The sequence below is a fragment of the Phenylobacterium sp. genome (genome assembly GCF_030645195.1).
Classification (GTDB): Bacteria; Pseudomonadota; Alphaproteobacteria; order Caulobacterales; family Caulobacteraceae; genus Phenylobacterium.
On the sequence record NZ_JAUSLW010000016.1, the window covers coordinates 17388 to 28824 of the forward strand.

Annotated in this window: 11 protein-coding genes; 5 read left to right on the forward strand and 6 right to left on the reverse strand. The window is 70.7% G+C overall.

The annotated features are described in order from the left end of the window. Positions 1–33: 33 nt before the first annotated feature. Both uvrB and Q7T09_RS01385 read right to left on the reverse strand, forming a co-directional pair. On the reverse strand, positions 34–2280 hold the full coding sequence (gene uvrB, locus Q7T09_RS01380; protein ID WP_370689184.1) for an excinuclease ABC subunit UvrB: 2247 nt from the start codon (positions 2278–2280) through the stop codon (positions 34–36). 67 nt (positions 2281–2347) lie between these two features. Continuing rightward, entirely contained in the window at positions 2348–2935 is a 588-nt protein-coding gene (locus tag Q7T09_RS01385) for a thioredoxin domain-containing protein (RefSeq protein WP_304697170.1), read from the reverse strand. 162 nt (positions 2936–3097) lie between these two features. Between Q7T09_RS01385 and Q7T09_RS01390 the strand changes: the two genes are divergently transcribed. From Q7T09_RS01390 to Q7T09_RS01405, 4 genes are all read left to right on the forward strand, one after another. Continuing rightward, positions 3098–3970: an alpha/beta fold hydrolase gene (locus Q7T09_RS01390; RefSeq protein WP_304697171.1), complete on the forward strand. Its 873-nt coding sequence runs from the start codon at positions 3098–3100 to the stop codon at positions 3968–3970. 91 nt (positions 3971–4061) lie between these two features. Then, entirely contained in the window at positions 4062–4769 is a 708-nt protein-coding gene (locus Q7T09_RS01395) for a response regulator transcription factor (protein WP_304697172.1), read from the forward strand. Further along, entirely contained in the window at positions 4766–6073 is a 1308-nt protein-coding gene (locus tag Q7T09_RS01400) for a FecR domain-containing protein (protein ID WP_304697173.1), read from the forward strand. Before Q7T09_RS01395 ends, Q7T09_RS01400 begins: the two co-directional genes overlap by 4 nt. Positions 6074–6076: 3 nt before the next feature. Then, a complete protein-coding gene (locus Q7T09_RS01405) occupies positions 6077–8290 on the forward strand; it encodes a CHASE2 domain-containing protein (protein WP_304697174.1) in 2214 nt (737 codons plus the stop codon). On the opposite strand, the gene Q7T09_RS01410 is transcribed toward Q7T09_RS01405, so the two are convergent. The 4 genes from Q7T09_RS01410 to Q7T09_RS01425 form a co-directional block, all read right to left on the reverse strand. Further along, the gene (locus Q7T09_RS01410) at positions 8287–8775 is read right to left on the reverse strand and encodes a hypothetical protein (RefSeq protein WP_304697175.1); all 489 of its coding nucleotides are present in this window, start codon (positions 8773–8775) and stop codon (positions 8287–8289) included. The two genes, Q7T09_RS01405 and Q7T09_RS01410, sit on opposite strands and share 4 nt — an antisense overlap. A 221-nt stretch (positions 8776–8996) precedes the next feature. Next, complete coding sequence (locus Q7T09_RS01415) at positions 8997–9359, reverse strand: hypothetical protein (RefSeq protein WP_304697176.1); 363 nt, start codon at positions 9357–9359, stop codon at positions 8997–8999. Positions 9360–9588: 229 nt separating this feature from the next. After that, the gene (locus Q7T09_RS01420; RefSeq protein WP_304697177.1) at positions 9589–9987 is read right to left on the reverse strand and encodes a hypothetical protein; all 399 of its coding nucleotides are present in this window, start codon (positions 9985–9987) and stop codon (positions 9589–9591) included. 187 nt (positions 9988–10174) lie between these two features. Beyond that, entirely contained in the window at positions 10175–10357 is a 183-nt protein-coding gene (locus Q7T09_RS01425; protein ID WP_304697178.1) for a hypothetical protein, read from the reverse strand. Positions 10358–10694: 337 nt separating this feature from the next. Between Q7T09_RS01425 and Q7T09_RS01430 the strand changes: the two genes are divergently transcribed. Continuing rightward, the coding region (locus Q7T09_RS01430) for a cell wall hydrolase (protein ID WP_304697179.1) at positions 10695–11437 on the forward strand (743 nt) is incomplete at its 3' end.

The following is an 11437-nucleotide window of genomic DNA, read 5'->3' on the forward strand; positions in this document are numbered from 1 at the left end:
GCGGCAAGCTGTATGGGGACGCCCTAGCCCCCCCTACCGCTTCCCCTTCCGGAACCGCTCGGCCGCCTCGGCCCGCGCCTCGGCCCGCACCTTCTTCACCGCCGTCCGGTCCACCGTCTCCCCCGGCGCCGTCAGCGCGTCGTTGGCGAATTCCAGGTCCATCAGCTTCAGCCGCTTGATCTCGTCGCGCAGTCTCGCGGCGGTCTCGAATTCCAGGTCGGCGGCGGCCTGGCGCATGCGGCTTTCCAGGTCGCGCAGGGTGGTCTTGAAGTTGTCGCCCATGAAGGGCTTGGAGTCCTCGGCCACGCCCACCGGCACGGTGACCCGGTCCTTCTCGTAGGGGGAGGCCAGGATGTCCTTGATGGAGGACTTGATGCTCTCGGGGGTGATGCCGTGCTCGAGGTTGTAGGCGGCCTGCTTCTCGCGGCGGCGTGAGGTCTCGGCCATGGCGCGTTCCATGGAGCCGGTGATGCGGTCGGCATAGAGGATGCACTTGCCGTCGACGTTGCGCGCCGCCCGGCCGATGGTCTGGATCAGGCTGGTCTCCGACCGCAGGAAGCCCTCCTTGTCGGCGTCGAGGATGGCGACCAGCCCGCACTCGGGGATGTCCAGGCCCTCGCGCAGCAGGTTGATGCCGATCAGGGCGTCGAAGGCGCCCAGGCGCAGGTCGCGGATGATCTCGATCCGCTCCATGGTGTCGATGTCGGAGTGCATGTAGCGGACCCGCAGGCCCTGCTCGTGCATGTACTCGGCCAGGTCCTCGGCCATCTTCTTGGTGAGCACGGTGATCAGCGAGCGGTAGCCCTTGGCCGTGGTCTCGCGCACCTCGGCGATGACGTCGTCCACCTGGCTGTGGTTGTCCTTGGAGACCGGGCGGATCTCCACCGGCGGGTCGATCAGGCCGGTGGGGCGGATCACCTGCTCGGCGAACACCCCGCCCGACTGCTCCAGCTCCCAGGCCGCGGGCGTGGCCGAGACGCAGATGGTGTCGGGCCGCATGGCGTTCCACTCCTCGAACTTGAGGGGGCGGTTGTCCAGGCACGACGGCAGGCGGAAGCCGTATTCGGCCAGGGTGAACTTGCGGCGGTAGTCGCCCCGGTACATGCCGCCGATCTGCGGCACGCTCTGGTGGCTCTCGTCGACGAACAGCAGGGCGTTGTCGGGGATGTATTCGAAGAAGGTGGGCGGCGGCTCGCCCGGCCGGCGGCCCGAGAGGTAGCGGCTGTAGTTCTCGATCCCGGCGCAGGAGCCGGTGGCGCCGATCATCTCCAGGTCGAAGGTGGTGCGCTGCTCCAGCCGCTGGGCCTCCAGCAGCTTGCCGTTGGCGATCATCCACTCCAGCCGCTCCTTCAGCTCGGCCTTGATGGAGATCATCGCCTGGTGGAGCGTCGGGCGCGGGGTCACGTGGTGGCTGTTGGCGTAGAGCTTGATGCTGGGCAGGTCGGCGGTCTTGCGGCCGGTCAGCGGGTCGAACTCGACGATGGCCTCGATCTCGTCGCCGAACAGGCTGACGCGCCAGGCGCGGTCCTCGTAGTGGGCCGGGAAGATCTCGATGGTGTCGCCGCGCCGGCGGAAGGCGCCGCGCTCGAATGACGCGTCATTGCGCTTGAACTGCAGGGCCACCAGGTCGGCGATCAGCTGCTTCTCGTCCACCCGCTGGCCGACCTCCAGCTGGATGGTCATGGTGGAGTAGGTCTCCACCGAGCCGATGCCGTAGATGCAGGAAACGCTGGCCACCACGATGACGTCGTCGCGTTCCAGGATCGCCCGGGTGGCCGAGTGGCGCATCCGGTCGATCTGCTCGTTAATCGAGCTGTCCTTCTCGATATAGGTGTCGGTCCGCGGCACATAGGCCTCGGGCTGGTAGTAGTCGTAATAGGAGACGAAGAACTCCACCGCGTTGTCGGGGAAGAAGCTCTTCATCTCCGAATAGAGCTGGGCGGCGAGGGTCTTGTTGGGCGCCAGGATCAGGGCCGGGCGCTGGGTCTGCTCGATGACCTTGGCCATGGTGAAGGTCTTGCCCGAGCCGGTGACGCCCAGCAGCACCTGGTCGTGTTCCTTGCCCTCCAGACCGGCCACCAGGTCGGCGATGGCGGTGGGCTGGTCGCCGGCCGGCTCGTACTCGCTCACCAGCTTGAACCGCTTGCCCCCCTCCGACTTCTGCGGCCGGTCGGGCCGGTGCGGGATCCAGGCCACGGGGCCCGCGGACTCGTCGTAGTCGAACACCGCCGACATGTCGGCGACGCCGGAAGCGGGGGCGGACTTCGGGGGACGAGGCATGAGGTCGAATCTAGGGTGCATGGCCCCGGAAGGCTAGGGCGCCCTGATGACAGGAGGTGTCAGCAGGCTAGCGCTTGCTCTTCCCCGCCGCGGCGATGGCGGCGTCGAGGTCGGTGAGGGAGATGACGCCGGCTTCCACCTTCACCCCGTTGACGAAGAACATCGGCGTGCCGTCCACCCCGCGGGCGATGCCGGCGTCGACCCGGGCCTCCAGGGCCGCGCGGTTGGCGGGATCGGCGACGCAGGCGGTGACCTGGGCCTCGCTGAGGCCGGCCTGCCTGGCGACGTCCAGCAGCACCGGGCGCAGCTGCTGGGTCTCGTAGATCTCCGCCTGGCGGCGGAACAGGCCGTCCACCACCTGGAAGTACCTGGCCGCCCCGGCGCAGCGGGCGGTGATGAAGCCCACGGCGGCCACATTGGCCGGCTCGGTGATGAACTCCTTCAGGACGTAGCGGACCTTGCCGGTGTCCACGTACTTGGCCTTGAAGGCCGGGAAGATTTCGTTGTTGAAGTGGGCGCAGTGGGTGCAGCTCAGGGAGGCGTACTCCTCCACCACGATCCGGGCCTTGGGCTTGCCGAGCGACAGGTCGCCGGCGGGGTAGAGGGCGGGCGCCGCGGCGGTGAGCAGCAGCAGGGCGAGCAGGGCGAGGCGCAAGGGAAGCTTCCTGGAACTGTGACCGCCCCAGGACACCGCACCCGGCTCGCCTGTCAACCGAGGCCGTTGGCGCCGGGGGCCGCGAGCCGTCATAGTGGGGAACCGGCGGACTCATTTCCCGCCGCCCAAGCCATTTCAGTCGCGTTCATTCCTGGGGACTTCATGTCGGTTTCGACCGCGGCGCAGAGCGCCGCACCGCCGCCGCGCTGGCCGGACGGCTTCTTCACGGTCAAGGACGGGACCCGCCTGCACTATGTGGAGGCCGGGGCCGGCGTGCCCGTGATCCTGATCCATGGGGCCCGCGGCAGCGCCATCGGCAACTGGTTCTCCAACGGCATCGCCCCGAAGCTGGCGGAGACCAACCGCGTCTACGCCCTGGACATGCGGGCCCACGGCCTGTCGGGTGGCGCCCGCCACAGCCACTTCAACATGGCCGACGACGTGCTGGAGTTCATGGACCAGATGGGGATCGAGAAAGCCCACATCGCCGGCTACTCCATGGGGGGCGGGGTCACCCTCCAACTCATGACCCGCGCCCCGGAACGCTTCATCAGCGCCTGCTTCCAGGGCTCGGGCGTCAGCGAAACCGCCGAGTGGAAGGACAAGGTTCCTCCCGACGTCATGGGCGAGGCGCCCGACGAGGCCGCCGCCAACGCCCAGGCCAAGGCGCGTCGCCAGGCCAAGGGCGAGGAGGTGGGCAACGACCTCGGCGACAAGATCCGCGCCAAGGTCCAGGCCGTGGCCGGGGCCGGCGCGGTGCGCAAGATGGAGGACATGGCCGGCCGCATGATGGCGACCCTGACGAAGCTGGACCTGTCGAAGATCGACTTCCCGGTCATGGCCATCAACGGAGAGTACGACCGACCCAACGCCCGCACCCACCGCCTGGCACGGGAGCTCGCGGACTTCACCAACCTGGTCCTGCCCGGCAAGGGGCACCTGAGCGCCATGATGGCCGGCTTCATTCCGGCCGAATATGTCGAGGGCTATGCCCGCTTTGTCGCCCACAACAATCCGCCGGAGGCGGGAAGGTAAAGGAATGTGACCTGGGCGAGAATTCAGGGGCCGGACGATCGGGTGAAGGTTAAGCTTGCCGGCATTCGAAAGTGTCGTGGGAAGCGCAAGGATGAACATCGCCGTCCTGGACGATGACCAGGCCCACAATGACCTGCTGGCCGCCATGCTGCGTCAGGCCGGTCATCGCTGCCATGTCTACGAAAAGCCGGCGGCCCTGCTGGCCGACCTGAGGCGACAGACCTTCGACCTGCTGATCATGGACTGGAACATGCCCGAGATGAGCGGCATCGAGGTCCTCAAGCGCCTGCCCGAGCTGCTGCCGACCACCCCGCCCGTCCTGCTGGTCACCAGCCGCTCGGTGGAGAGCGACGTGGTGGCGGGCCTGAACGCCGGCGCCGACGACTACCTGGTCAAGCCCTTCGAGCCCTCGATCCTGCTGGCCCGGGTCGCCGCCCTGCTGCGGCGGGCCTATCCGACCTCGCCCCCCACCAGCGGCGAGACCCATGAGGGCTGGACCTTCGACCCCGCCACCGAGACCGCCACCCGCGACGGCAAGACCGAGCAGCTCACCTCCAAGGAGTTCCAGCTCGCGCTCACCCTGTTCCGCAACATGTCCCGGGCGCTGAGCCGCGACTACCTGCTGGAGCGGGTCTGGGGCCACCGCGCCGACTTGGAGACCCGCACCCTCGACGCCCACATCTCGCGGCTGCGCAGCAAGCTCTCCCTGCGCCCGGCCAGCGGCTTCCGGCTTGTGACGGTCTACGGCTTCGGTTACCGGCTGGAGCGTTGCCATCCGGTCCTGGAGGACGCCCAGTGAAGGTGCTCGCCCTGCTCCTGGCCCTCGCGGTCCCCAGCGCCGCCCTGGCCCAGCAGGGACCGACCCCCGCGCCGGACGCCCGCTATGTGGTGAAGAAGGGCGACAACCTCTACGACCTGGGCCGCCGCTACTTCGCCCGCCCCGGCGACTACGAGACCGTGCGGCGCCTGAACCGCATCCCCAATCCGCGGCGCCTGCAGCCGGGCGCCACGGTGGTGGTGCCCTACCGGGTGATGCGGACGGTTCCGATCACCGCCGAGCTGGTGGCCTTCTCCGGCGCCGTGCGGATCGAGCAGGGCGGCCGGCCGGTCACGCCCCGGGTGGGCCTGCCGATCGTCGAGGGCATGACCCTGACCACCCAGGCCAACGGCTTCCTCACCGTCGAGCTCTCCGACGAGAGCCGCATGACCCTGCCCTCCAATTCCAGCGCCCGGGTCCGCCAGCTGCGGGAGGTCCCGATGACCGGCGGCCTGCTGCGGGTCTTCGACCTGGACACCGGCCGCAGCTCCACCTCGGCCACCCCGGGCGCCAATCCCGATTCCCGCTTCCAGATCCGCACCCCGCTGTCGGTGTCTGCGGTGCGCGGCACCGAGTTCCGGGTCGCGGCGCTCAGCAGCGGTCAGGCCACCACCGAGGTGCTCAAGGGCCTGGTGGGCGTCAGCGGCGCCGGCGCCGAGGTGGCCGTGGCCGAGACCTTCGGGGTCAGCGTCACCCCGGACACGGTGGGCGCCCCCACGCCGCTGCCGCCGACCCCCAGGCTCGCCCATGGCGGCCGGGCCCAGGAGGACGCGGTGGTGTCCTTCGAGATCGAACCGGTCGCCGAGGCGGTGGCCTACCGCCTGCAACTGGCCAACGACGCGGGCTTCATCGACACCTTCGCCGAGACCAGGACCGACAAGACCGTGGTCACCTTCGAGGGAGTGCCGGACGGCGCCTATTTCGTCCGCGCCACCGCCATCGACGCCCTGGGCCTGGAGGGGGCGGCCTCCAACTACGCCTTCGAGCGCGATCTCAACATCCTGGAGCCCGGCCAGGCCGCGGCCGAAAAGTCCGGCAAGCTGCGCCAGTACCTATTCCGGTGGACTGCCACCGGCCAGGGTGCGCGCACCTACCGCTTCCAGCTGTTCGGCGAGGCGCAGGCGCGCACGGCCCTGGTGGATCAGCCGGGACTGGAGGAGCCGCAGGTGGTGCTCACCGACCTGCCGCCGGGCGCCTATTTCTGGCGGGTGACCGCGACCCGGCTGAACCGCGGCAAGATCTCCGAGAAGGTCGGCGGCCTGCAAGAACTCGACGTCGGGCGATAGCCCATGCCGGAGCCCGGGCGATCGCCGGCCTTCCGACGACTGCTGCTGGAGTGGCTGCTGGTGGCCGTCCTGGCCACCCCTGCGGCCGGGGTCGCCAGCTGGAACGGCCTGCTGGCCCGCGCCGACGGGGCGGTCTACGACGCCCTGGCCCTGCTCAATGGCCGACCCGCCGATCCCGACCTCATCATCGTGGCCATCGACGACCGCAGCCTGGCCGAACTCGGCCGCTGGCCCTGGCCGCGCGCCCGGCACGCCGAGCTGCTGAGGGTCCTTGCGCCCATGCGCCCGAAGGCGGTGATCTACGACGTCCTGTTCACCGAGCCAGATCCCGCGGACGCCGACCTGGCCAAGGCGATGGGGCAGGCGGGCCGGGTCTATCTGCCGGTCCTGGTGGCGCCGGGGCTCAATGGCGCGCGCTTCGAGCACGTCCCGCCCACGGCGCTCCTGGCCCAGGCCGCCGTGGGTTTGGGGCATGTGATCATCCGCGCCGACGCCGACGGGGTCGTGCGCCGCCGCGACCGCTGCGCCGCCCCGACGCCCCGGCCCCTCGCCGAGGTGGTCCTCGGGCTGGAGATCCCGCCGCCGCCGGCGGATGGCGCCCCCTGCGTCGGCGAGCTGATCCCCTTCGCCGGCCCGCCGGGCGCCTATCGGACGGTGAGCTTCGGCAGCGTGCTGCGGGGCGAGGTTCCGGCGGAGTTCTTCACCGGCCGCCGGGTGCTGGTGGGCGCCACGGCGCTCGGCATGACCGACCACTTCCAGACCCCGATGGACAGGCTGGGCGGCGGCATGTCGGGGGTGGAGCTGCAGGCCAACATCCTGGACGCCCTGGGCAACGGCGCGGTCCGGAGCGAGGCGGGGCGTCCCTGGCGCCTGGTCCTGGCGATCCTGCCGCTCTGGATCCTGATGGCCGGCTTTCTGGCGCTCAAACCCGCGCAGAACCTCGGCCTGGCCATCGGCCTGGGCGCCGCCGTCCTAGCCCTCAGCCTCGGCCTGTTCGGCCTGTCCCACCTCTGGCTGTCGCCGGTGACGACGCTGGCCATCCTGCTGCTGGTCTTCCCGGTCTGGGGCTGGCGGCGGCTGGCCATGGCCAGCGACTTCTTGAAAGCCGAGTTCGAGCGGCTCGGCGGCCGCCTGGAGGCGCCGGTGGCCCAAGCGCCGATGGCTCACGGGCCCGTCGCCGACGTGGTGGCCAGCCAGGCCCGCGCGCTGAGCGGCGCCATCTCGCGGATGGACGCCCTGCGGCGCTTCGCCGACGACATCCTCGCCAGCCTGCCCGACGCCACCCTGGTGACCGATGCGCGGGGCGTCGTCATCCAGGCCAACGCCCCGGCCCACGCCCTGCTGGGGGAGGACTTGGTGGGCGCCCGCCTCATCGACCTGTTGCGGCGGCTGGAGCCGGTGGCGCTGGAGGCCGAGGACCTGACCGGACCCCACGCCCGGCCCCTGGCCCTGCGGGACGGCCGCACCCTGCTGCTGCACACCGCGTCGCGCCGGGGCGAGGGGGAGGGGCCGGCCGGGGAGGTGATCGGCCTGGCCGACGTCACCGAGCTGATGGCCACCGCCCGCCAGCGCGAGCAGGCCCTGCAGCTGCTGACCCACGACATGCGCTCGCCCCAGACCTCGATCCTGGCCCTGCTGCAGCAGTCTCCGGGCCTGGAACCCACCGTCGTCGGCCGCATCGCCGCCAACGCCCGCCGCACCCTGGCCCTGGCCGACGGCTTCGTGCAGTTCGCCCGGGCCGAGGCCGCCGCCCTCAGCCGCGAACCGGTGGACCTGGCCGACGTGGTCTGCGAGATGGCCGACGAGCTCTGGCCGCAGGCCCAGCAGAAGAAGGTGACCTTCGTCCAGGCGGGCTGCGACGAGCCCGCCTTCACCCTCGGCGAACGCTCCCTGCTGGCGCGGGCCTTCGCCAACCTGTTCGAGAATGCGGTGAAGTACAGCCCGGCGGGGGCGGTGATCGCCATCGCGCTCACCCGCGAGGCGGGGCGGATCGTGGTCTCGGTGACCGATCAGGGGCCCGGACTGACGCCCGATGAGGCCGCCGCCGTCTTCGAGCCCTTCCAGCGCTTCGACCGGCCCCAGGCGGGCGATCCGGGGGCGGGATTGGGCCTGGCCTTCGTGCGCTCGGTGGTGGTGCGCCACGGCGGCCAGGTGCGCTACGAGACCGCCCCCGGCGGCGGCGCCCGCTTCATCGTCGACCTGCCGGAGATGGTCTAGGGTCTGGCGAGGGCCGCGGTGACCAGGCGATCCACCGCCGCGGCGGGCTCGCCGTGGGCGCGTTCGGTGGCGGTGGCCGAGAAGGCCGCCTTGCCGGACCTGGTCTCGATGGCCGTGACGCTGAGCGCATAGGCAGGGCCGCGCAGACCCCAGCGCCGGCCCGCCTTGGGATCGGCCAGCCAGTCGCCGGCCTTGCTGCGCATCACCCCCACCCCCTTGGGCAGGGCGGCGAAGGTCACCTGTAGGAGATAGTCGGCGCTGGCCGGATCGGCGAGACGGGCGTCGCGCGCCTTGAGGTGGCCCAGCACCAGGGCGGCGGCCTGGTCGGGCCGCGCCCTGTCCCCGGGCTCAGCGGCGCTGGGGGCGAGGGCCAGGGTCTTGCCGTGGGCGAAGGCGGGATCGCCGGCGCGCACCACCTGGGGCGGGGTGGCGCAGCCGGCCAGCAGGGCCGCGGCGGCGAGGGGCGTCAGGATCTTGGCGGACATGGGGGCGACTCTCCGATCCGGCGGCGGCGCCGTCAATCGGAGACCAGCGGAAGCAGCACCTCGCGCAGGATGAAGATCCAGGCGGCGAAGTTCACCACCAGGGCGAGGGCCAGGAGCAGGCGCCGGCGAAGATTGGCCATGGCGTCAGGCATGGATCAGGGCGAGGCGGCAGCCGAAGGCCGAGGTCGCGATCGCCGAGGCCAGCTTGAGGAGGGACGGGCTCATTGACGATAGGCCGGGCGGGCCAGGATCTGCGGGCTGCGCTCCAGGAAGCTCTGGGCGTCGGCGGTCAGGGCCCAGCGGTGGGAGGCTTCGCCGAAGGGTAGGAAGACCAGGCTGGGCTGGCTGGTGCGGGCCGCGCCCTCGCAGTGGGCGTCGAAGGCCTCGAAGATCTCGCGCCGGAGGCCGTCGGAGATGCGCTCCTCGGTCCGGCGCATGGCGATCCGTTCGGCCACCAGGTTGCGGTGGGCCGAGCCGCCATAGACCAGCAGGATCTCGACGATCTCGGCCACCAGCGGATTGATGTTCCACGTCTTGGCGAACTTCGTCCGCCGCGCCAGGGCGACTTCATCTGTGTCCGGCATCTGCGTGCGACCTTGCGTTGCGGGTTACCCTTAACCAAGTCGTAGCAGAGCTTGAGCGTGGAAACCCCTGTGCGGGTCTCGAATTTACATTGCTTTACAGTTGGCCGCCGCGGCCGATCGACGCCGTAACGCCGAGCGCACCGGAATTGGCGCTCGACCCTGACGTGCTCTCATGTTTTGAATCTAGGCCCTGACCTTTTTAGATGGGTCCATCTGAAACGGTCAGGGTCTAGCGCGACGCCATCCGCTCCAGGGCGTCGCACTTGGCCTTGGTCACCTCCGGCCAGGGGCCGCGGTCGGCGCCGATGACGCGCAGGGCGTCCTCGCGGGTGATCCGTTCGCGCTGGGCCAGCAGGTCGGCGGCGCGGTCGGCGAAGGCGCGACCCGAGGCCATGGCCTTGACGTAGTTGACCCGGGCCGGCTCCTCCCGCCAGGCCATGGCGGCGGGGCGGCCGCCATAGGAGACCTGGGAGGTGTCGCGTCCCCAGGCGGTGGCGAAGGCCGGTGTGGCGCCGAGATAGCGCTTCAGCGCGCAGGACTGCTGCACGCGCCAGGCCGGCGCGGCCTGGGCTCCGGAGGCGCAGACGGTGAGCCCGGCCAGCAGCAGAAGGGGCAGGCGGCGTTTCATGGTCAGAGAGGATGCCCGCCGAGGACGGTGATCGCAACCACGACGGCCAGGGCCAGGACAGCATAGATGACGTGTCCCACGGCGGGGCCCCCAGAATCGCATTTGGAAATACGATCCTAGCCAGGGGCCGGACGCGGGCATGACGCAGTTGGACTATGGCCCCGCGCGAGGCGGGGCCACGGCAATCCTACTTGTCGACCGACTTGCTGACGACCGTGCCGACCGCCGCGCCGGCGACGGCGCCGACGGGGCCGCCCAGGACGGCCCCGGTGGCCGCGCCGGTGGCGGCGCGTTGTTCGACATTATGGCCGCAGGCCGCGAGGGTGAGGGCGACGCCCGCGACGGCGATCAGGCTCAGAATATTCCGCATGACATGGCTCCGGTTGAAGGGTCTCGGCCGGAGGAACGGCGGGCGACTGTGGAGGTTCCGGAGGGGGTCGCTGGGCAAGAAATCCACAGGCAATTTATGCTGCGCTGCAATATGGGGTTGCGAATCGTGAAGCTAGCCGTCATAAGCACCGGCAACTTCGCCATGGCCTGTCTTCCGACGTGTAAGGAGCAGGCCCGCCGCGAAACGCCGCCAGCAAGTGCAGGGGCGTCTAGCAGCAACGATGTCTGGGGGCGCCTCCGCCCTCGCCACACGGGACAACCACCCTTTGCTAGCTAAACCTCAGGCGCGCGCCGATTGGCGAGCGTTGACCAGCGCTGTGTTGCTGGGTTCAGGCGTCGGCCTGGGCCTCGGCGCGGCCTATCTGGTCGGCGGCATGGCCCGCGCGACCACCGATCACCAACGCGCCGCCCGGTTGGGCGAAGCCGCCGCCGGTGGATTCTCCGAGTCCGTTCTTCAACGCGAAGCCGCCGCCATGGATCCCGGCGTGCTGCGCATCGCGCGCCGTCATGACCCCTTCACCGTGGCCGGCGACGCCGAGCGCGACCGCCAGACCGCGATCCTCGCCGCCCGTCTCGAGAAGCGCGATCGCAACCCGGCCTCGGCCGTGGTTCTGCGCGCCGCCTTCGCCGGGCCCCTGGCGCCCGCCGCCGCGCCCTTCCGCATGGCCGGCGTGCTGGAGAGTTCGCGCGAGCTCGAATGCCTGACCCAGGCGGTCTATTTCGAAGCCCGCGGCGAGGTCGCCACCGGCCAGCAGGCCGTGGCCCAGGTCGTCCTCAACCGCGTGCGTCACCCGGCCTATCCCAAGAGCGTCTGCGGCGTGGTCTTCCAGGGCGCGGCCCGGGCCCGCGGCTGCCAGTTCAGCTTCGCCTGTGACGGGTCCATGCGCCGGGGCCGCGAGGCCATCGCCTGGAACCGCGCCAAGCAGGTCGCCGCCCGCGCCCTGTCGGGGGCCGTCATGGCCTCGGTGGGCGACGCCACCAACTTCCACACCACCGGGGTCTCCCCCAACTGGGGCGGGCGCATGGTCCGCGTGGCCCAGGTGGGGACCCACGTCTTCTA